Annotated in this window: 21 protein-coding genes; 9 read left to right on the top strand and 12 right to left on the bottom strand. The window is 60.3% G+C overall.

What is annotated here, in order from left to right; translation table 11 throughout:
• The first annotated feature begins 21 nt into the window (after window positions 1-21).
• Window positions 22-1,656, top strand: a complete 1,635-nt coding sequence (locus AC4LFW_RS05940; RefSeq protein WP_491818269.1) for an AMP-binding protein — start codon at window positions 22-24, stop codon at window positions 1,654-1,656.
• A 120-nt stretch (window positions 1,657-1,776) separates the two neighbouring features.
• The gene (locus AC4LFW_RS05935; protein WP_491818268.1) at window positions 1,777-2,565 is read left to right on the top strand and encodes an alpha/beta fold hydrolase; all 789 of its coding nucleotides are present in this window, start codon (window positions 1,777-1,779) and stop codon (window positions 2,563-2,565) included.
• Here AC4LFW_RS05935 and AC4LFW_RS05930 read toward each other — a convergent pair.
• The 6 genes from AC4LFW_RS05930 to aroC form a co-directional block, all read right to left on the bottom strand.
• The gene (locus AC4LFW_RS05930) at window positions 2,555-3,127 is read right to left on the bottom strand and encodes a histidine phosphatase family protein (RefSeq protein ID WP_491818267.1); all 573 of its coding nucleotides are present in this window, start codon (window positions 3,125-3,127) and stop codon (window positions 2,555-2,557) included. The two genes, AC4LFW_RS05935 and AC4LFW_RS05930, sit on opposite strands and share 11 nt — an antisense overlap.
• Window positions 3,128-3,319 carry a PLD nuclease N-terminal domain-containing protein gene (locus tag AC4LFW_RS05925; RefSeq protein ID WP_491820144.1) on the bottom strand — a complete coding sequence of 64 codons (192 nt, stop codon included), beginning with the start codon at window positions 3,317-3,319 and terminating at the stop codon, window positions 3,128-3,130.
• 6 nt (window positions 3,320-3,325) lie between these two features.
• Window positions 3,326-3,538: a PLD nuclease N-terminal domain-containing protein gene (locus AC4LFW_RS05920; protein ID WP_491818266.1), complete on the bottom strand. Its 213-nt coding sequence runs from the start codon at window positions 3,536-3,538 to the stop codon at window positions 3,326-3,328.
• A 236-nt stretch (window positions 3,539-3,774) separates the two neighbouring features.
• Window positions 3,775-4,320 carry a 1,2-dihydroxy-3-keto-5-methylthiopentene dioxygenase gene (locus AC4LFW_RS05915; protein WP_491818264.1) on the bottom strand — a complete coding sequence of 182 codons (546 nt, stop codon included), beginning with the start codon at window positions 4,318-4,320 and terminating at the stop codon, window positions 3,775-3,777.
• Window positions 4,317-5,465, bottom strand: a complete 1,149-nt coding sequence (locus AC4LFW_RS05910) for an MFS transporter (RefSeq protein WP_491818263.1) — start codon at window positions 5,463-5,465, stop codon at window positions 4,317-4,319. Before AC4LFW_RS05910 ends, AC4LFW_RS05915 begins: the two co-directional genes overlap by 4 nt.
• Window positions 5,466-5,542: 77 nt before the next feature.
• Window positions 5,543-6,634 (bottom strand): chorismate synthase, encoded by a 1,092-nt coding sequence (gene aroC, locus AC4LFW_RS05905; RefSeq protein ID WP_491818262.1) that lies wholly within the window; start codon window positions 6,632-6,634, stop codon window positions 5,543-5,545.
• 153 nt (window positions 6,635-6,787) lie between these two features.
• Here aroC and AC4LFW_RS05900 point away from each other — a divergent pair, with 153 nt between their 5' ends.
• Both AC4LFW_RS05900 and AC4LFW_RS05895 read left to right on the top strand, forming a co-directional pair.
• On the top strand, window positions 6,788-7,750 hold the full coding sequence (locus AC4LFW_RS05900) for an alpha/beta hydrolase (RefSeq protein WP_491818261.1): 963 nt from the start codon (window positions 6,788-6,790) through the stop codon (window positions 7,748-7,750).
• 58 nt (window positions 7,751-7,808) lie between these two features.
• A complete protein-coding gene (locus AC4LFW_RS05895; protein ID WP_491818260.1) occupies window positions 7,809-8,597 on the top strand; it encodes a hypothetical protein in 789 nt (262 codons plus the stop codon).
• A gap of 28 nt (window positions 8,598-8,625) precedes the next feature.
• Here AC4LFW_RS05895 and prmB read toward each other — a convergent pair whose 3' ends face one another.
• Entirely contained in the window at window positions 8,626-9,546 is a 921-nt protein-coding gene (gene prmB / locus AC4LFW_RS05890) for a 50S ribosomal protein L3 N(5)-glutamine methyltransferase (RefSeq protein ID WP_491818259.1), read from the bottom strand.
• 190 nt (window positions 9,547-9,736) lie between these two features.
• On the opposite strand from prmB, the gene AC4LFW_RS05885 reads away from it, so the two are divergent.
• From AC4LFW_RS05885 to folE, 4 genes are all read left to right on the top strand, one after another.
• On the top strand, window positions 9,737-10,330 hold the full coding sequence (locus tag AC4LFW_RS05885) for a cysteine hydrolase family protein (RefSeq protein WP_491818258.1): 594 nt from the start codon (window positions 9,737-9,739) through the stop codon (window positions 10,328-10,330).
• 86 nt (window positions 10,331-10,416) lie between these two features.
• Complete coding sequence (locus tag AC4LFW_RS05880) at window positions 10,417-10,737, top strand: hypothetical protein (RefSeq protein WP_491818257.1); 321 nt, start codon at window positions 10,417-10,419, stop codon at window positions 10,735-10,737.
• A 90-nt stretch (window positions 10,738-10,827) separates the two neighbouring features.
• Complete coding sequence (locus AC4LFW_RS05875; protein WP_491818256.1) at window positions 10,828-11,385, top strand: Smr/MutS family protein; 558 nt, start codon at window positions 10,828-10,830, stop codon at window positions 11,383-11,385.
• A gap of 106 nt (window positions 11,386-11,491) precedes the next feature.
• Window positions 11,492-12,037 carry a GTP cyclohydrolase I FolE gene (gene folE, locus AC4LFW_RS05870; protein WP_491818255.1) on the top strand — a complete coding sequence of 182 codons (546 nt, stop codon included), beginning with the start codon at window positions 11,492-11,494 and terminating at the stop codon, window positions 12,035-12,037.
• A gap of 61 nt (window positions 12,038-12,098) precedes the next feature.
• Here folE and AC4LFW_RS05865 read toward each other — a convergent pair whose 3' ends face one another.
• On the bottom strand, window positions 12,099-12,704 hold the full coding sequence (locus AC4LFW_RS05865) for a glutathione S-transferase family protein (RefSeq protein WP_491818254.1): 606 nt from the start codon (window positions 12,702-12,704) through the stop codon (window positions 12,099-12,101).
• A gap of 37 nt (window positions 12,705-12,741) precedes the next feature.
• Window positions 12,742-13,908, bottom strand: a complete 1,167-nt coding sequence (locus AC4LFW_RS05860) for an aminotransferase-like domain-containing protein (protein WP_491818253.1) — start codon at window positions 13,906-13,908, stop codon at window positions 12,742-12,744.
• A 79-nt stretch (window positions 13,909-13,987) separates the two neighbouring features.
• Here AC4LFW_RS05860 and AC4LFW_RS05855 point away from each other — a divergent pair, with 79 nt between their 5' ends.
• A complete protein-coding gene (locus tag AC4LFW_RS05855; RefSeq protein ID WP_491818252.1) occupies window positions 13,988-14,431 on the top strand; it encodes a MarR family winged helix-turn-helix transcriptional regulator in 444 nt (147 codons plus the stop codon).
• Between the two features lie 164 nt (window positions 14,432-14,595).
• Here AC4LFW_RS05855 and rpsA read toward each other — a convergent pair whose 3' ends face one another.
• The 3 genes from rpsA to AC4LFW_RS05840 all read right to left on the bottom strand — a co-directional run bounded on the left by rpsA (window position 14,596) and on the right by AC4LFW_RS05840 (window position 19,363).
• On the bottom strand, window positions 14,596-16,281 hold the full coding sequence (gene rpsA, locus AC4LFW_RS05850) for a 30S ribosomal protein S1 (RefSeq protein ID WP_019339331.1): 1,686 nt from the start codon (window positions 16,279-16,281) through the stop codon (window positions 14,596-14,598).
• A gap of 173 nt (window positions 16,282-16,454) precedes the next feature.
• Window positions 16,455-17,141: a (d)CMP kinase gene (cmk, locus tag AC4LFW_RS05845; RefSeq protein ID WP_491818251.1), complete on the bottom strand. Its 687-nt coding sequence runs from the start codon at window positions 17,139-17,141 to the stop codon at window positions 16,455-16,457.
• Complete coding sequence (locus AC4LFW_RS05840; protein WP_491820142.1) at window positions 17,138-19,363, bottom strand: bifunctional prephenate dehydrogenase/3-phosphoshikimate 1-carboxyvinyltransferase; 2,226 nt, start codon at window positions 19,361-19,363, stop codon at window positions 17,138-17,140. The genes cmk and AC4LFW_RS05840 overlap by 4 nt, the downstream gene beginning before the upstream one ends.
• Window positions 19,364-19,369 lie beyond the last annotated feature (6 nt).

Raw genomic sequence — 19,369 nt, 5'->3', positions numbered from 1 at the left:
ACAAGAAACCAGGAGCCCGCCATGCGCGACCACGCCACTGCGACCCGTGAGTTCGATTACAACCAGACGGTGTCGGCGATCCTCACCGGCGACCTCACGGCCATGAACGCCTGCGTCGAATGCTGCGACCGTCATGCAGACTCGGACAAGGTTGCACTTGCCTGGGAAGGACGCGACGGCCAGCGGGGCAGTTGGACCTTTGCGCAACTCAAGGAGGCCGCAGCGCGCTTTGCCAATCTTCTGCACAGTCATGGAATCAAGCCGGGCGACACCGTCGCGGGTTTGCTGCCACGCACGCCCGAACTGCTGATCACCATCCTCGGCGTTTGGCGCCTGGGAGCCATCTACCAGCCGCTATTCACCGCCTTCGGTCCGAAAGCGGTCGAGCACCGGATTCGGGAATCCGATGCAAAGATGGTGGTGACCGACCAAGCCAATGCCGAAAAACTGGACGCCATCGAAGCAGCCCCGCACCGCCTGGTGGTGCAAGACAACGCCGATGGTTTCTGGAGCCAGGTAAATCGGCAGCCGTCAGCCTTCGAGCCAGTACTGCTCAGCGGCGATGCGCCCTTTCTTGCCATGTTCACATCCGGCACCACCGGCCCGGCCAAACAGCTGCATGTGCCGCTGAAGGCCATCGTTGCCTTCGTCACCTATATGCGCGACGCCGTGGACCTTCGGCCCGAAGATAATTTCTGGAACATTGCCGATCCGGGCTGGGCGTATGGCTTGTACTACGCCGTCACCGGACCGCTTGCCATGGGCCATCGCACCCTGTTCTACGAGGGCGGGTTTACCGTAGAGAGCACCTGCCGCGTCATCAACGATTACGGCATCAGCAACATGGCCGGGGCGCCCACCGCGTTCTGCCTGCTGCTGGCCTCGCGGGATGAAGTGCAAGCCAGGATCAAGGGCCGCCTGCGTGCCGTAAGCAGTGCTGGCGAGCCGCTTACCCCCGAAGTGATCCGCTGGTTCAGCAGCGGCCTGGGCTGCACCATCCACGATCATTACGGCCAGACTGAACTCGGCATGGTGCTGTGCAACCATCACGCATTGCACCACAGCGTGCGCGTCGGCACGGCGGGCTACGCCATGCCTGGACATCGCGTGGTTGTGCTGGACGAACAGCAGCGGGAGCTGGAGCCCGGCAAGCCGGGCATGCTTGCGCTGGACCGTCAGCGTTCGCCGTTGATGTGGTTTGCAGGCTACGCCGGCACCAGAACCAAAGCATTCGTCGGCGACTACTACCTCAGCGGAGACACCGTCGAGTTGAATGAGGACGGAAGCATCAGCTTCGTCGGCCGCTCCGACGACGTGATCACCACCTCGGGCTATCGCGTCGGTCCGTTCGATGTAGAAAGCGCATTGGTTGAACATCCATCCGTGATCGAAGCGGCGGTAATCGGCAAGCCGGATCCCGAGCGCACCGAGTTGGTAAAGGCATTCGTAGTGCTGCATGCCGGTCGACCGGGCGACACGGCGCTGGCGGAACAACTGCAGCAGCATGTACGCCAGCGCCTGTCCGCTCACGCCTATCCGCGGGAGATCGAGTTTGTTGCCGAGCTCCCCAAGACGCCGAGCGGCAAGATCCAGCGATTCTTGCTACGGGATCGGGAGAGGGCTGCGCAGCAGCCATCGGTGGACCTGTCCCATTGAATACAGGCCGGATGCAGATTGGGACGTTTTCCGTGGCCTAGGTGCACAGCCCCGATGACCTTCAGCGGCTTACCACTGCACGGCTGTGTTGCAGACAGAAGCAGTGCGCAAGGAAACGGGATGAACATTTCGATCAGAGACCGCTACCTTGATACCGAGCACGGCAGAGTTTTCGCTCGCCGCTGGCATACGCCCAGCCCCGGCAGGACGCCCCTCGTGCTCCTGCACGACTCGCTCGGATGCGTCGAATTGTGGCGCGACTTTCCCGAGCAGCTTGCTCGGGCTACGGCACGTGACGTCATTGCCTACGACCGCCTCGGTTTCGGCCGCTCCGCGCCCCACCCCGGCGGTTGGTCCAACCGCTATATACGCGACGAAGCCGAGCGGTTGTTTCCCCCGGTGTGGCGGGCGTTGGACATCGGACACTTCATCGCCGTCGGCCACAGTGCCGGTGGAATCATGGCCGCCAGCCTGGCATCCCATCGTCCCCTTCACTGCCGCGCCCTGATTACCCTATCCGCCCTCGCCTTCGTCGAAGGCCGGACGATTCAGGGCATCCGTCAGGCTCAAGCCATGTTTGCCGATCCCCTGCAGGTACAGCGGCTACGCAAATACCATGGCGACAAGGCCGAATGGATACTTGCGGCCTGGATCGACACCTGGCTTTCCAGCAGCTACCGGGACTGGAAAATCGACGACAGCGCACCGGGTTTCAGCTGCCCGTTACTGGCGATCCACGGACTGGAGGATGAATACGGGTCGGCGGCGCACCCGCAGCGTATCCTCGCGCTCGCCAGCGGCACGGCAGAAAGCCTGTTGCTCAAGGGCTGCCAGCATGTCCCGCATCGAGAGCAACCAGCTGTAGTGATCAGGGCGATCAGTGGCTTTCTTCAGGGATTCATGGACTAGGCGGAGCGATCCGGGCAAGTATCTCTACCGGCTCGGTTAGGGGTAAGGAGAGGATCAGGCCTTCGCCGGAGCGGGGAAATATGCCTGTCAGCGCTGTGATATTGACCTGATGACTGACCATGATTACCGGCGTGGTGGCCGGCAATGATTCGAGGTAGTGACGCAGCTCAGCCGTCTGCTGTTTGCCACGATCCGATTCGGCAAAGAACGAGTCCAACGCTGGAAACGGCTCGACCGAACCGACATTCATCTGCCTTGCGGTTTCAAGTGACCGACACCAGCGGCTGCTGAGCAACCTGGGCCGGTCGATGCCGTGCTTCCGAAGGAGCGCACCCCAACGCCGGGCTTCTTCCCGCCCCTTGTCGTTCAGATTACGTTGGGTCTTGCAGTCCCCCAGGGTGAACGATGGGGGATCCCCAACCCCAGGGGCGGTTGCGTGCCTTAACAGCAACACCGCCCTTCCCTGTTCGAGAGCCGCCCAGGCCGCCTCCGTCCGATCATCGTCTGCAGACGACACGCAGCAGCAGATCGCTGCGACCAGCCCCAGGGCCAGCGACCTCATCTACAAGCGGGCCTTGGCTCTGGACCCGGACGCGACGAACCACATGACCAGCCCAACCACTGGGAGCAGGACGATCACCAGGCTCCAGATGATCTTGCGACCTGGCTCGATTCGCGTCCGCCACACCTGCACGATAGCCAGAACATCCAGCACCAGCACCACTACCGCGAGGATGCCGCTCAGCGTCTCGATCACCGCTTAACGCCTGATTTCGCCACGCGCATCGGGACGATTGCCGCGCGGCCCCATGATGCCCCAGATGATGAGGCCGAGAACCGGCAGGATGACGATCAGCAACACCCAGAGCACTTTCTTTCCGGTGGTACTGTCGCTGCGCAGGACACTCACCACGGCCCAGATATCCAACGCCAGGATCAGCAGGCCAAAAATACCGCCAAATGCATCGGTCATGACAGGCTCCAATTTCAATAGGTTCGTAGATTGAGATGCCAGGCGGGGTTCAGGGTTCAGTGTCAAGTACTGCTCAAGACGCGCTCGGATCGATGGCGCTAAGCTGGTTGGGAAAACGGTTCCAGGCAAGGTCGCTACCGGAGCGTGCCGACAAGTCACAACGCTAGCCTGACGCGCGGGCATCCGGCTCCGTGAGCAAGGGACTGTATGGGCGGCAGGCCGTTCGAAAGACCTGCTCAGTCCTCGAGGCGCGGAAAGCGGCCGGCTATGTCTGCCCCGGTAGTATTGGCCCCCTGAGCTTGCGGATTGCTGAACAGACAAATGGCGACAAGGTGCGGTTGCTCGCCCGGATCAAACCACTTGCGCGTATTGGCGGGCACAGAAATCAGGTCATTCTTCTCGCATTGCACAGCGTATACCCTGTCACCGATGTGCAGGCTGTACAGCCCCCGCCCGGCCACGAAGTAACGCACCTCGTCCCCGTCATGCCAATGCTCTTCAGGAGTTGGCGTTCGCGGTTCTGCCTTCTGCGCTTGGTCGCTGCTCCAGCTGATGACTTCGACCGAGGAATAACCGCGCGCTTGCATCAGATGGTCGATCTGTGGGCGATAGGCAGCGATCACCTCTTCCGTACTTGTGCCTGCGGCGATGGACGGGCCGGCTTCCAGACGTTCTAGCTGCACCCCGACTTCAGCCAGTGTGGCGGCTATGTCTTCGACATGAGTGAGCACCTTGAAAGGCTGCCCGGGTACGGTGTCCTGGTAGACGCTGAGAATAGTCATACTGACGGTCTCTCCTGGGTAGGAACGGCAATGATAGCGGTAGCGGCAAGCGCCGCCAGGCTGGCAATGGCAAAGGTCCAGACAGGCCCGATGGTTTCCCAGCTATAGCCCGAATACAGGGCGCCCAAGGCTCCGCCGACGCCTGCGAGCGTTGCGTACAGGGCCTGCCCCTGTCCTTGCTGGCGATGGCCGAAACTGCGCTGGACGAAGTGAATCGCTGCGGCATGGAAACTGCCGAAGGTTGCCGCATGCATCAGCTGAGCGAGCAGCAGAATCCAGAGGTGATCGGCCAGCGTACCCAGCAGCAACCAGCGAACTGCCGCCAGGATGAAACTTGCGGCCAGAACCTGACGCAAGGAAAAGCGTGCAAGCAACCTGGCCATGACCAGGAAGATGAAGATTTCGGCAATCACGCCCAGCGCCCAGAGCAGACCAATGGTTCCTCGTGCGTAACCCAGCGTTTCCAGATGAATGCTGAAGAAGGTGTAATAGGGTCCATGGCTGACCTGCATCAGCCCGACGCAGACGAAGAATGCCAACACACCAGGGCGTCGCAGCTGGCGCAGAAAACCACCCTCTCCTGCTATCTCGTCCCGATGCTCGGGTATGGCATTGGGCACCCAGGCGCTGCTGACGACGATGCCCGCCATGATGGCTACCAAGGCGATGGGATAGACGTCCAGACCGAAACGATCGAACAGTACCCCCAGCAAGACGACCGCAGCGATGAAACCAACGCTGCCCCACAGGCGGACCTGACTGTAACGCGACGCCCGCTCGCGCAGGTGAGCGAGGGTAATCACCTCGAACTGGGGCAGTACGGCGTGCCAGAAGAACGCATGCAGCGCCATCACCATTGCGAGCCAGGCATAGCTCTTGCTGACGAAGATCAGCGAGAAGGCAAGCAAGGTGCAGACGGCGCCAATACGCACGATAGCCAACCGCTGGCCGGTGGCATCCCCCAACCATCCCCACAGATTCGGCGCAAGGCAGCGCATCAGCATGGGGATCGCCACCAGCTCGCCAATCCGCTCGGCCGGAAAACCGAGGTGGTCGAAATATAGCCCGAGATAGGGCGCAACGGCGCCCAGCACGGCGAAGTAGAAAATGTAGAAGCCGGACAGACGCCAGTACGGGATAGCCATAAGCTGGAAGCTATGAGCTGGAAGCAAACCGTAGCGTAAGAATGAGCTCTTTCAGCTTCAGGCTTCCAGCTTCAAGCTCAAACCTGCCCCAACACCGGCGTTCCCACCAGCACATCGGCGTTCTGTCCGCGGTGGCGTAACAGGTGGTCCAGCAGAACAATGGCCATCATCGCCTCGGCGATAGGCGTGGCGCGAATGCCCACACAGGGGTCGTGACGCCCCTTGGTGATGACTTCGGCAGGATTGCCATCCACATCGATCGAGCGGCCCGGCGTGGTGATACTGGACGTAGGCTTGAGCGCAAGGTGCGCAACGATCGGCTGACCGGAGGAAATCCCGCCCAGCACGCCGCCTGCGTTGTTCGACAGGAAACCCTCGGGTGTCAGCTCATCCCGGTGTTCGGTCCCGCGCTGCGCCACGCTGGCGAAGCCTGCGCCGATCTCGACGCCCTTCACCGCGTTGATGCTCATCAGCGCATGCGCCAGATCGGCGTCGAGCCGATCGAAGACCGGCTCGCCCAGCCCCGGCGGTACGCCTTCAGCAACCACGGTGATTTTCGCACCTACCGAATCCTGGTCGCGGCGCAGCTGGTCCATGTAGGCCTCCAGTTCCGGCACCTTGCTTTCATCGGCGCTGAAAAAAGCATTCTGCTCGACGCTATCCCAGGTTTTGAAAGGTATCTCGATGGGGCCCAGCTGGCTCATATAGCCACGAACCTGGATGCCCAGGGTTGCCAGGTATTTCTTGGCAATCGCGCCGGCAGCCACGCGCATGGCGGTCTCGCGGGCAGAGCTGCGCCCGCCGCCTCGGTAGTCACGCAGACCGTACTTATGGTGATAGCTGTAGTCGGCATGCGCCGGACGGAACAGGTCCTTGATCGCCGAATAGTCCTTGGACTTCTGATCGGTATTGCGAATCAGCAGGCCGATCGAGCAGCCCGTGGTGCGACCTTCGAACACCCCGGAAAGGATCTCGACCTCGTCGGGTTCCTGACGCTGCGTGGTGTGCCGGCTGGTCCCGGGTTTGCGGCGATCGAGGTCGCGCTGCAGGTCCGCGGCGCTCAGTTCCAGCCCCGGCGGGCAGCCGTCGACAATGGCGACCAGCGCCGGACCATGGCTTTCGCCGGCGGTTGTGACGGTGAACAGCTTGCCGTAAGTGTTGCCGGACATGCAGGGCGCTCCGCAATCGACCTAGATAAGGGGCCGGAAGTATACCCGAGCTGTGGCAGGTTTCATCGACTCTGGCCGCAGCGCATACTCATCCGCGAACCAAGCGGTGCCCGTCGCATCCAACCCGCCTATCCGGCCGATCGAACACCTTCCATGCGCCTACTCGCTCTTGTCCTGCTCGCCATGCTTTCACTTCACCTGAATGCCCAGACGCTACTAAACCAGACGATGGTGCTCGACGTGCCTGCAGGCCGCTTGCATGGCAGCCTCGTGCTGCCAAAAAGCAATGACCCTGCGCCGGTGGCATTGTTGATCGCCGGGTCAGGCCCCACCGACCGTAACGGCAATAACCCCATGGCGCAGAACGACAGCCTGAAACGATTGGCCCAGGCGCTGGCTCAGCGTGGTGTCGCCACCCTGCGCTACGACAAGCGTGGCGTGGGCCAGAGCCTGGCTGCGGCACCGGACGAGCGAATGCTCAGCGTGGCGGACTTTGTCGCTGATGCGGTGGCCTGGTCGGACAAGCTGAACGCCGACCCTCGCTTTTCCGGGCTCATTCTGGTGGGCCACAGCGAGGGTGCACTGATAGCCAGCCTTGCGGCCGCCTCGGCAGAACCCGCTGCGCTGATCAGCATCGCCGGCAGTGGTCGGCCTATCGACCTGTTGCTGCGAGAGCAATTGCAGGGCCGCTTGCCGCCGGCGCTGCTGGCAACGGCTCATTATCTGATCGACGAGCTCAAGGCTGGTCGTCCGACCGAGCAGGTACCTGATGCGCTGCAGGTGCTGTTCCGGCCAAGCGTCCAGCCCTACCTGATGTCGCTGTTCCAAGAGGCGCCTGCTCGCGCTTTCGCCCATGTCACCGTGCCCGCATTGATCATCCAGGGCACACATGACATCCAGGTCAGCGTCGAGGATGCCGAAGCCCTGCGGGCGGCCAGGCCTGAAGCCGAACTGGCATTGATACCGGGCATGAACCATGTGTTGCGGATCGTCCCCCTGGAACCCGGCCGGCAGATGGCGTCCTACTCTCAGCCCGAATTGCCGCTGGCCAGGGCGTTGGTGGAGCGGATAACCGGGTTTCTGATGGACTTCGGCATATTGGCGCCCTCCAGTTGAGTGCAGATTTGCCGATAACTGCTTAACCGCTTAACCGCCGCACAGACGACTGCAGGCCATGGATACCGACACCACAGACGCCCCACCACCGGACGACACCCTTCCTGAAGCCCCTTCCACGCATCCGTGGGCCGGGCTAGCACCGGAGCGCTTTCGTCTGTTGCGCCTGGCCCCCCTGCCGACTGACCGCAACAGCGGCGCACGCCCCTTGCGCTTCGTCGAACTGGGGCAGGTCGAAAGGCATACGCCGCGGATGAGCATGCTGCGGCTGGTGATCCGCCTGCCAGGTCAGATGCTCTCGAACAGACAAGACACGTTTGAGGTCTGGGCAGATCATCAGTCCAGAAAATTGCGTTTTGGGCCCGCCACCGGCTTGCATATCGAGCCGACCGACCGGGGATTGGGACGTTTCCTGTTGGCACAGGCTGCGCTCTGGGCGCATAAGCGCTGGGCTCACTATCTGGTGGACGGTGGCGCGCTGCCCAGTGATTTCGCCACGGAGGAGGCGCGGTTGCGCCGCGATCATTGCCTTCAAAGCCAAGGCTTCGAGGTCAATTACCCCGACCCCACGCAACGACATAAGGCAACCTACAGCGCACCACGTGCCAGCACCCTGCGCCCGGACTGGAATGCCGAGAAGGTCCAGATCATCGAACTGCTCGATGCTGCGGCGATGCTCGAGCAGGCGGACCGCAACCTCCTCGAACAGGAAAACCGTGTCCGCGACATGCAGGAGCGTCTGAGCAAGCTCCGTCGTGAGGACGGTACGCTGCGATTCACCATTGCCTGCCTGATCGTGTTCGCGCTGTTTCAGGCGGGGCTGTTGATCTGGATGGCGACCCGCTGAGGCATTGCGAAAGCGGGCTGGTGGCGCTTCAGGCCTGCAACCTCTGGCGAAACAGCGCCTGGTGCTCACGGCACTGGGCTGCGGCAAGCAGAAACACCCCATGCCCCCCCTGAGCGAACTCGAACCAGGTGAAATCGACTTCTGGATAAAGCGCCTCGACGTGCACCTGACTGTTGCCCACCTCGACGATCAGAGCTCCATTTTCAGTCAGATGGTCCGCTGCTTCGGCGAGCATGCGTCGGACCAGATCCAGCCCGTCATCGCCGCAAGCCAGCCCCAGCGCAGGTTCGTGATGGTACTCATCGGGCATGTCCGCAAAGTCTTCTGCATCCACGTAGGGCGGATTGGAGACGATAAGGTCGAAACGCTGTTTGGGCAGGCCATTGAATCCATCGCTCTGCACGGTGTAGACACGCTCCTCCAGTCCATGCTGCTCTATATTCCGGTTGGCCACCTCCAGCGCTTCGAACGACAGATCGGCCAGCACCACCTCAGCCTCCAGAAACTCATAGGCGCAAGCGATACCGATACAGCCCGAGCCGGTACAGAGATCGAGGATCCTTGCCGGACTCTGCGCCAGCCAGGGCTCGAACCGCTTCTCGATGAGTTCGCCAATCGGTGAGCGAGGGATCAGTACCCGCTCATCCACCATAAAGGGCAATCCGCAGAACCAGGACTGGCCGAGCAGATAGGCCGTAGGGATACGTTGCTCGATCCGCCGACGAAGCAGGCGCTGCAGATGCTCGCGTTCGTCGTCCTCGAGCCGGCAGTCGAGATAGCTATCGGCTATTTCCCAGGGCAGGTGAAGCGCTCCCAGGACCAACTGTCGCGCTTCATCCCAGGCATTATCGGTACCGTGACCGAAGAACAATTGTTCGGCATGGAAGCGGCTGACGGCCCAACGGATATGGTCACGCACGGTGCGCAAACGGGAAGGCGAAGCAGTCACGGGCGGCATCTCCTGCTCAAAAGTGCGAGAGTGTAGCCGAAGGTCGTATGGGTTTCTCTCGGTTGGTGCGATCGAGTGCTGGCCCATCGCCGGTTATCGACGATTCAGCAGACGAATCATCGGATTGGGCAGTTCACATCTGCCTCATCTGGCGCCACAATCATGCCCCCCTCAGAACAAGGAGTCAGTCATGTCCAAGCCACAGACCTTGCTTCAGCTCAGTGGCCGCAGTTATGCACCGGCGACTCTGGCGAACGCGACCCTTCTGGTGATTGACGTTCAGGAAGAATACCGTTCGGGCGCCATGGCGCTGCCAAACCTGGACCCGGCGCTCGAAGAAATAACCCGTCTGTTGGCTGTGGCACGCGAGGCTGGCACGCCGATCGTGCATGTTCATCACCTTGGCATTCCCGGCGGGCTTTTCGACCCCCAGGGCCTGCGTGGCCAGATCATGCCGGAGGCAGCACCCTTGCCAGGCGAGGCGGTGATCGGCAAGACGCTGCCCAACGCATTTGCCGGTACTCCGCTCCATGAACTGCTGCAACAGCGTGGCCACCTGGACCTTATCGTCTGTGGATTCATGACGCATTCGAGTGTAAGTACTACGGTCCGGGCCGCAAAGGATTACGGCTACCGCTGTACCCTCGTGGACAAGGCCTGCGCAACGCGTGATCTGCCGATGGGCGACGGTGCGATAGATGCCGAACAGGTCCATCGTATGGAGATGACCATTCTCGCGGACAACTTTGCCGTCTGCGTAGCTGACGTCGGAGCGCTTGCCTGAACCCCGCGAGCGACGCGTTACCTGACAGGCGATGAACCTGACCGGGCCGGCCCGGTCACAACCCAAAGCTTGACGAGGTAACCTGAATGAAACGAACCGATGGCTTCGATGCACGCCGACTTCGCCCACGCGAGCAGCGTAGCCTAGGCTCCAGAATCGGATCGATTTTCGGCTTGCTGCTCGTTCTCCTCGGCGTCTTTCTGGCATTCATTGGCGCCGCCTCGTTGCTTGGCAGTCACGAAGCTCTTGCATCCATTGCCGTCGCAGCAGAAGTCGCCGCCACCTCGCTCGCGTTGGGCCTGATCCTGATTTGGACTGGCCTGATGATCAGACGCCGTATTCGTCGCCGTCTGGGTGCGCCCAGTGACCTCAGCCTTTCTCCCCGCCTGAGGAACAAACGCAACTGAGCCGATCGCCATTCATGCCGCAACTGATCGGTGTGTGAAGGTTCAGCGCACATTCCATGGGGTAGAATCGCGCGCTTACGCGGAGGTCCCATGCAAGACGACGATTTTTCCCTGTTCCGATCAGCCGTGCGCGGCGTAAAACCTATCGAACATGACCGTGCCGACACCGGCAAGCCTCGTAGCAACAAGACCCAGATTGCGACCCGCCGGGCTAATGCCGTCATCAACGAAAATGAAACACGCATTGATGGCCTGTCCGACCAGTTCGTCATCGATGTAGCCGCCGAGGACGAGCTGTACTGGGCGCGCGACGGGGTGCAGGACAGCCAGATACGCAAGCTCAAGGCTGGGCAGATTCCATTCGAAGGTAGCCTGGACCTGCACGGTTTGACTGTCGAGAGGGCCCGCGAACTGCTTTGGGATTTCCTGGCCGAAGCCTGCAAGTTCGAAATCCGCTGTGTACGGCTAACCCATGGCAAGGCAGCGCGCAAAGACGGCAAACGCCCCATGATCAAGAGCCATGTCAATACCTGGCTGCGGCAGCATCCCCAGGTACTCGGCTTTACTTCCTGCATACCGAAACATGGCGGTACCGGTGCGGTTTACGTGATTCTCAAGCGCACCATGCTTGAAGGCCGTGACGAATAAAGAACGCCCACGGCCTCTTAGCCCGCAGCGCATGCTGCTTGCAGCCTGACCGCCGACACCCTAACCTTCGCACTCGCGCTCCATTGCAAGCCTGACAGGTAGTTAAATGTCCCTGGAAACCCATTACACCGCGATCCTTGGCCAACTCGGTGAGGACGTCACCCGCGAGGGGCTGCTCGATACTCCCAAGCGCGCCGCCAAAGCCATGCAGTACCTGTGCAAGGGCTATCAGCAAACGCTTGAGGACGTCACGAACGGCGCCTTGTTCAGCTCCGACAACAGCGAGATGGTGCTGGTCAAGAACATCGAGCTGTACTCGTTGTGCGAACACCACATGCTGCCCTTCATCGGCAAGGCCCATGTCGCCTACCTGCCCAATGGCAAGGTACTTGGCCTGTCGAAGGTAGCCCGTATCGTCGACATGTATGCGCGCCGGCTGCAGATTCAGGAAAACCTGACCCGGGAAATCGCTGAAGCGATTCAACAAGTCACCGGAGCCTGGGGCGTGGCGGTTGTCATCGAGGCGCAGCACATGTGCATGATGATGCGTGGCGTCGAGAAGCAGAACTCTTCGATGGTCACCTCAGTCATGCTCGGACAGTTTCGCGAGAATGCTGCAACGAGAAGCGAGTTTCTAGGCCTGGTCAAGTAGCCCAGAGGGGCTCCAGCCCCTCTCCCTTCCCCATAAAATCTTTGCCCTCTGCCCGCTGCTTTTACGCTTCGTACATGCCGGCGTGCCGAGGATGACTGGCCAACCGCTGCAGCCAGGCACGGATAGCCGGATACTCTGCCAACCTGAAGCCGCCCTCTTCCGCTACGTGGGTATAGGCATAGAGCGCGACATCAGCTATCGAATAGCGATCACCAACCAGGTAAGGCGTGCGTAGTAATTGCTGCTCCATCACATCGAGCGCGCGATAGCCGTCAAGCTGCTTGGCGGCGTACTCGTCCAGGCGATCATCCGGCATGCCCAGATAGACTTTGATGAAGCGCGCCACAGCGATGAAGGGCTCGTGACTGTATTGCTCGAAGAATTGCCACTGCAGCACCTGAGTTCTCAGGCGGGCATCAACCGGCAGGAATTCGCTTCCCTCCGCAAGATAATTCAGGATGGCATTCGACTCCCAAAGGCAGACACCGTCCTCAAGCTCAAGCACCGGGATCTTGCCGTTGGGGTTCTTCTTCAGAAAGCTTTCCTCGCGGCTTTCGCCACGCAGGATATCGACCGGGACCCATTCATAGTCCCGCCCCAGCAGGTGCAGCATCAGCTTTACCTTGTAGCAGTTACCGGACCGGTGATCACCGTAGACCTTGTACATCCTCTCCCCCGTTGAGTGCTACAAGCACCCGCTTCTGCTAAGCAGCCCGAACCAGCTGAGCCTCCCGAACCACTGCTGCAAGACGACCCAGACCCTCATGCATGCGCTCCGGCGCGACGTGACTGAAATTCAATCGCAAGTAGCCCGGATTCTGCTCCGGATCAGCGAAAAACGGCTCTCCCGGCATGAACACGACATCCTGCGCCAGCGCCGAGTCGAGCAGGCATCGCGTATCGATAGGCTGCTTCAACTTCAACCAGAAGAACAAACCACCTTGCGGTATCTGCCAATCTGCGAGGTCAGAAAAATGCTCCGTCAGCGACGCCTGCATGGCGTCGCGACGCTGGCGATAGAAGCCTCTCAGTTCATTCAGGTGGGAGCGATATTGCTCGCTACCTAACCACTGCAATGCCTGCCATTGACCGATACGATTGGTATGCAGATCAGCGGACTGTTTGAGGCGCAGCAGATAGGGAAACAGCTCGGGGCTTGCAATCAAGTAGCCGACACGCAAACCGGGGAGCAATGTCTTGGACACCGTTCCGGTATATATCCAGGACGCGTTGCGCAGTCGACTGACGATGGGCAGCGCGCTAACCTCGTCAAATACCAGCTCGCGGTACGGTTCGTCTTCGATCAGCGTCACCCCGAACTCGTCCAGGAGCGCCGCCACTGCATCTCGCTTTGCGTCGCTGTAGCGAACCGCCGACGGATTCTGGAATGTCGGGATCAGGTAGGCGAACGCCGGCTTGTGCTGCTCCAGTCGTTGGCGTAGCGCTGCCAGCGAAGGTCCGTCCGCTTCTTGAGCAACAGTCAGGCAGTCGGCGCCGAAGAATTGAAATGCCTGCAGCGCAGCGAGGTAGGTCGGAGCCTCTAGCAGCACCTCCGTCCCCCGGTCGATGAATAGCTTGGATGCAAGGTCCAGTGTCTGCTGGGACCCGCTTACGATGAGCACCTGGCTGGCAGTGCAGGGAATGCCGATCGACCGGGCTTCTGCGGCGATGGCTTCACGCAAGGCAGGCTCCCCTTCACTCATCCCATACTGGCCGAGGCTCGAAGGCATCGGCGCCCAATCGACCTTTGGCAGCATCGACTCCGCTGGCAGCCCACCTGCAAAAGACATTACCTCCGGACGCTGGGCAGCGGCGAGGATTTCACGGATAAGCGAGCTTTTCAGGCGGTCGACTCGTTCGGAGAAAGGCATGGCAACACCAGGTGCAAGGGTCATAAAATACGTCAAATCGCTTGACCGAAATTACGCCTACATCTGCAGATACGTCAATATGCCTGACCTAAAAAAAAGTACAGTTCAGCGCCAGATCATGGAAAGCTTCTTTCTTGGCTATCAGGCGTTTACGGCAAAGCCGGATGAAATGCTCGCCCGTCGCGGCCTGTCCCGTGTGCATCACCGCATCCTTTTCTTTATAGCCAGCTATCCCGATCTTAGCGTCAAGCAACTGCTCGGCTATCTGGGCGTGAGCAAGCAAGCACTGAATATCCCTCTGCGTCAGCTTATCGAGATGCATCTGGTTGAAAGCAGAACGGCTGAGGAAGACAAGCGCAAGCGCATGCTGCGCTTTACCCCCGAGGGTGCCAGACTTGAACAGGCGTTGCGCCGCGAGCAGGTACGGCTGCTGGAGCGTGCCTTCCAGAGCGCAGGAGAGGAAGCAGTCAACGGCTGGCTGGCCGTTAACCAGGCGCTGGCGGCTGGCACGCCTCGTAGCTGAGCGTCAGCCAGACGATATGATCAACTTAGAGAAACCAGCTGGATCCAGGCGAGCCCTTGGCCGGACTCATATGGCCTGATCAAGCCGCTCGTCCTGCGAACGGCTTTTCCAAAGCCACAAAAAAGGGCGACCGAAGTCGCCCTTTCTCTGACAGATCGCAGAACTTAGTTCTGGTTTTCCATCTGTGCGCGGATCAGATCACCAATGGTGGTCGGACCGGCAGCTGGCTCTACGTCCTGCTTGGTACGCAGTTCCTTCATTGCGTCCTTCTCGTCCTCAACGTCTTTCGACTTGATGGAGAGGCTGATGACGCGGCTCTTGCGGTCGATGCTGATGATCTTGGCTTCGACTTCTTCGCCTTCCTTCAGTACGTTGCGCGCATCTTCAACGCGGTCACGGCTGATTTCGGAGGCCTTCAGTGTAGCTTCGATATCGTTGCCCAGATCGATGATGGCGCCTTTGGCGTCAACTTCTTTCACGGTACCGCGAACGATGCTGCCCTTGTCATTGACGGCGGCATAGTTGGAGAACGGATCGTCTTCCAGCTGCTTGATGCCCAGGGAGATGCGCTCACGCTCCGGATCGACCGAGAGGATGACGGTGTCCAGCTCGTCGCCCTTCTTGAAGCGACGCACGGCTTCTTCGCCGGCTTCGTTCCAGGAGATGTCGGACAGGTGAACCAGACCGTCGATGCCGCCGTCCAGACCAATGAAGATACCGAAATCGGTGATCGACTTGATGGTGCCAGAGATACGGTCGCCCTTGTTGAACTGACCAGAGAAGTCTTCCCATGGGTTGGACTTGCACTGCTTGATACCCAGGGAGATACGACGGCGCTCTTCGTCGATGTCCAGAACCATGACTTCCACTTCGTCGCCGACCTGTACGACCTTCGACGGGTGAATGTTCTTGTTGGTCCAATCCATCTCGGAAACGTGCACCAGGCCTTCGACACCCTCTTCCAGCTCGGCGAAGCAGCCGTAGTCGGTGAGGTTGGTAACGCGGGCCATGACGCGGGTGTTTTCCGGGTAACGAGCCTTGATGGCAACCCATGGGTCTTCACCCAGCTGCTTCAGACCCAGGGATACGCGGTTACGCTCGCGATCGAACTTCAGGACCTTGACATCGATCTCGTCGCCAACGTTGACGATTTCCGACGGATGCTTGATGCGCTTCCACGCCATGTCGGTGATGTGCAACAGGCCGTCCACGCCGCCCAGGTCGACGAACGCGCCGTAGTCGGTGAGGTTCTTGACGATACCCTTGACCTGCTGGCCTTCCTGCAGCGATTCCAGCAGCGCTTCACGCTCGGCGCTGTTTTCGGCTTCCAGGACGCTACGACGGGAAACGACAACGTTGTTGCGCTTCTGGTCGAGCTTGATGACCTTGAACTCGAGTTCCTTGCCTTCCAGGTGAGTGGTATCACGCACTGGACGGACATCAACCAGGGAACCTGGCAGGAACGCACGGATGCCGTTAACGTCGACAGTGAAGCCGCCCTTAACCTTACCGTTGATAACGCCCTTGACCACTTCCTCAGCTGCGAAAGCCGCTTCCAGAACAATCCAGCACTCGGCACGCTTGGCTTTTTCACGGGACAGCTTGGTTTCACCGAAACCATCTTCAACCGCGTCCAGCGCAACGTGAACTTCGTCACCCACGCTGATGGTCAGCTCGCCCTGCTCGTTGTAGAACTGCTCGACCGGGATGACGCCCTCGGACTTCAGGCCGGCATGAACAGTGACCCAGTCACCGTCGATGTCGACCACGATGCCGGTGATGATCGCACCCGGCTGCATGTCGAGGGTTTTTAGGCTTTCTTCAAAAAGTTCTGCAAAGCTTTCGCTCATGTTTATTCCTGCTGTTTTCGGACGAGGATCCGCCCAATCTCCACATCCCAGATAGAAGTGGGTTCATTCATATAAAAAAAGGCGTGCAGGACTAGATCTGGTCTCCCACATGCCTCCTTGTTAACAGCTCTCGAAACCGAGTAACCGTCGGGCTGCCTCTCGGCAGTCGCTCTTCAGGCGAAATCGCGCTTGGCAACTTCGCTCAGAATCTGTCCAAGCACTTCTTCGATGGAGAGATTGGTTGAGTCCAGCTGTATGGCATCGTCTGCCGGCTTCAGTGGAGCCACCTCACGACCGGTATCACGCTCGTCGCGGGCCCGTATCTCATCGAGAAGACTCGCGAGATTAACATCATCCCCCTTGTCCTTCAACTGCAGGTAACGGCGGCGCGCCCGCTCCTCGGCGCTGGCGGTGAGGTAGATTTTCAATGGCGCGTCGGGAAATACGACCGTTCCCATGTCGCGACCGTCGGCAACCAGGCCGGGTGGCTCGCGAAATGCCTTTTGCCGTTGCAGCAGTGCATCACGGACGACCGGCAGTGCAGCTACCTGAGAAGCGCCCGCGCCCACCTGCTCATTGCGGATTGCCCGGGTGACGTCTTCGCCTTCAAGGACGATTTCCATGCCCTGGCCATCCCTTGCGACGCCGAACTGCACGTCCAGATGAGCCGCCAGCAATTTCAGTGCTTCCTCGTTGGTGAGGTCGACACCATGATTGCGGGCTGCAAATGCAAGCAGGCGATACAAGGCTCCGGAGTCGAGAAAATTCCATCCCAGCTTATTCGCGAGCAGCGCCGCTACCGTGCCTTTGCCGGAACCGCTCGGGCCATCGATAGTGATGACCGGGATCTGCCTGATCATGAGTTATCCTCCTCGGCGACGCGCATACCGGCCCGTTCGGCAAGAGACAGGAAGTTGGGGAAGGATGTAGCTACATTTGCGCAGTCATGAATGCGGATCGGGGCGCTGGCACGCAGCGCGGCAACACTGAACGACATGGCGATGCGATGATCACCGTGCGCCCAGACTTCACCACCACCCAGGCTACCGCCTTCGATGATGATCCCGTCTGGTGTCGGGGTGGCATTCACGCCCAGCGTCTGCAGGCCATCGGCCATGACCTGGATACGGTCGGATTCCTTGACCCGCAGCTCCTCAGCCCCACGCAGGGTGGTTCGGCCCTGGGCACAGGCGGCGGCGACGAACAGCACCGGAAATTCATCGATAGCCAGCGGCACGAGATCCTCCGGGATATCGATGCCCTTCAGCTGCGCGGCACGAACGCGGATGTCGGCGACAGGCTCCCCACCCACCTCCCGTAGGTTGGTCAGCTCGATATCCGCCCCCATAAGCTTGAGAATATCGATAACGCCTGTACGTGTCGGGTTGACACCGACATGCTCCAGGGTGATGTCGGACCCCGGTGCGATACTTGCCGCGACCATGAAAAAAGCCGAGGACGATATGTCGGCCGGTACTTCGATGTGCGTGGCGCGCAAACTATGGCCGGGCTCGACCATGGCCGTACGGCCTTCGACTTTTACCGGGTAACCGAAGCCTTGCAGCATCCGCTCGGTGTGATCACGGGTCGGAGCCGGCTCGGTCACCGAGGTTGCTTCCGCCGCGTAGAGGCCTGCCAGAAGCAGGCAGGATTTCACCTGAGCGCTCGCCATCGGCATGTCGTAATGTATGCCGGATAGTTTCTGACCGCCGCGAATGACGAGTGGCGGGCGACCTTCGGCTGCCGTCTCGATCAAGGCACCCATTTCACGCAACGGCTTGGCCACGCGGTTCATTGGCCGCTTGGTCAGTGACGCATCGCCAGTGAGGGTGGTGTCGAATGGCTGCGCGGCCAGCAGGCCGGACAGCAGACGCATGGAGGTACCGGAGTTGCCAAGATAGATCGGGCCTGGCGGGCGTTTCAGACCATGCAGGCCTACGCCGTGAACGGTAACTCGCCCCTGGCTCGGCCCTTCGATGACGACACCCATATCACGAAACGCCTGAATGGTTGCCAGCGCGTCCTCCCCCTCGAGGAAACCTTCGACTTCGGTGATGCCTTCGGCAAGCGAGCCAAGCATGATCGAACGATGGGAAATGGATTTGTCGCCTGGCACACGCAGCTGTCCACTGAGGCTGCCGCCCGGATTGGCGAGGAAGATCAAGTCGTTGGAATGCATAACGTCCACATAGGCTCTGCGAGCCAGTATTTTGCTGAAATGTTCTCGGGCCGCCCTGGCGCGCGTAAACACGCCCAACAGGGTATGCCCGTCTCCTTCATCGACCGCGGCGCGCAATGCGTCGAGATCGGCACGAAAATCGTCCAGGGTTTGCAGCACCGCTTCGCGATTGGCGAGAAAAATGTCATGCCACATCACCGGATCGCTACCGGCTATACGAGTGAAATCCCGGAACCCGCCCGCGGCGTAGCGGAATATCTCGAGATTTTCATTGCGCTTGGCCAGTGAATCCACCAGCCCGAACGCCAGCAGATGCGGCAAGTGGCTGGTCGCCGCCAGCACTTCATCATGATGCCGAACCTCCATGTGCTCGACATCTGCCCCCAGGGCACGCCATAGGCTATCGACCAGCGACAGCGCAGATGGGTCGGTGTCGTGCACGGGCGTCAGGATGACCTTGTGCCGCCGGAAAAGCGTGCTTTCGGCAGCGGTGACGCCGCTCTGTTCCGAACCGGCTATCGGATGCCCCGGGACAAAACGTGGCGGCATGTGACCAAACACCTCGCGGGCACAGCGCACGACATTGCCCTTGGCACTGCCAACATCCGTAAGCACTGCATGGCCAAGATCGAATGTGGCCAACTCTGCCAGCAAGCGCTCCATCGCAAGAATAGGTACAGCCAGCAGGATCACATCTGCACCCCGGCAGGCGTCGGCCAGGGTATCCGTGCAGCGATCCACTACGCCCAATTCCACAGCAAGGGTGCGTGAGCGTGCATCCAGGTCAAAACCAATGACCTCTTTGCAAATCGCCTGCTCACGCAGGCCTTTGGCGAACGAGCCACCGATCAGCCCCAGGCCGATCACGGCCAGGCGAGATAGCCGAGGCACTTCGGCGTTCATTTCCAC

Source organism: Stutzerimonas sp. C6.4V, from assembly GCF_058536345.1.
Note: the sequence above shows the minus strand (reverse complement) of the source record. Positions and strands in the feature narration are given on the sequence as shown.

What these genes read in the sequence shown, in the direction of transcription:
- AC4LFW_RS05940 (WP_491818269.1), top strand. Translation starts at nt 22, where the DNA reads ATGCGCGACCACGCCACTGCGACCCGTGAGTTCGATTACAACCAGACG.
- AC4LFW_RS05935 (WP_491818268.1), top strand. Translation starts at nt 1,777, where the DNA reads ATGAACATTTCGATCAGAGACCGCTACCTTGATACCGAGCACGGCAGA.
- AC4LFW_RS05930 (WP_491818267.1), bottom strand. Translation starts at nt 3,127, where the DNA reads ATGAGGTCGCTGGCCCTGGGGCTGGTCGCAGCGATCTGCTGCTGCGTG.
- AC4LFW_RS05920 (WP_491818266.1), bottom strand. Translation starts at nt 3,538, where the DNA reads ATGACCGATGCATTTGGCGGTATTTTTGGCCTGCTGATCCTGGCGTTG.
- AC4LFW_RS05915 (WP_491818264.1), bottom strand. Translation starts at nt 4,320, where the DNA reads ATGACTATTCTCAGCGTCTACCAGGACACCGTACCCGGGCAGCCTTTC.
- AC4LFW_RS05910 (WP_491818263.1), bottom strand. Translation starts at nt 5,465, where the DNA reads ATGGCTATCCCGTACTGGCGTCTGTCCGGCTTCTACATTTTCTACTTC.
- aroC (WP_491818262.1), bottom strand. Translation starts at nt 6,634, where the DNA reads ATGTCCGGCAACACTTACGGCAAGCTGTTCACCGTCACAACCGCCGGC.
- AC4LFW_RS05900 (WP_491818261.1), top strand. Translation starts at nt 6,788, where the DNA reads ATGCGCCTACTCGCTCTTGTCCTGCTCGCCATGCTTTCACTTCACCTG.
- AC4LFW_RS05895 (WP_491818260.1), top strand. Translation starts at nt 7,809, where the DNA reads ATGGATACCGACACCACAGACGCCCCACCACCGGACGACACCCTTCCT.
- AC4LFW_RS05885 (WP_491818258.1), top strand. Translation starts at nt 9,737, where the DNA reads ATGTCCAAGCCACAGACCTTGCTTCAGCTCAGTGGCCGCAGTTATGCA.
- AC4LFW_RS05880 (WP_491818257.1), top strand. Translation starts at nt 10,417, where the DNA reads ATGAAACGAACCGATGGCTTCGATGCACGCCGACTTCGCCCACGCGAG.
- AC4LFW_RS05875 (WP_491818256.1), top strand. Translation starts at nt 10,828, where the DNA reads ATGCAAGACGACGATTTTTCCCTGTTCCGATCAGCCGTGCGCGGCGTA.
- folE (WP_491818255.1), top strand. Translation starts at nt 11,492, where the DNA reads ATGTCCCTGGAAACCCATTACACCGCGATCCTTGGCCAACTCGGTGAG.
- AC4LFW_RS05865 (WP_491818254.1), bottom strand. Translation starts at nt 12,704, where the DNA reads ATGTACAAGGTCTACGGTGATCACCGGTCCGGTAACTGCTACAAGGTA.
- AC4LFW_RS05860 (WP_491818253.1), bottom strand. Translation starts at nt 13,908, where the DNA reads ATGCCTTTCTCCGAACGAGTCGACCGCCTGAAAAGCTCGCTTATCCGT.
- AC4LFW_RS05855 (WP_491818252.1), top strand. Translation starts at nt 13,988, where the DNA reads ATGCCTGACCTAAAAAAAAGTACAGTTCAGCGCCAGATCATGGAAAGC.
- rpsA (WP_019339331.1), bottom strand. Translation starts at nt 16,281, where the DNA reads ATGAGCGAAAGCTTTGCAGAACTTTTTGAAGAAAGCCTAAAAACCCTC.
- cmk (WP_491818251.1), bottom strand. Translation starts at nt 17,141, where the DNA reads ATGATCAGGCAGATCCCGGTCATCACTATCGATGGCCCGAGCGGTTCC.
- AC4LFW_RS05840 (WP_491820142.1), bottom strand. Translation starts at nt 19,363, where the DNA reads ATGAACGCCGAAGTGCCTCGGCTATCTCGCCTGGCCGTGATCGGCCTG.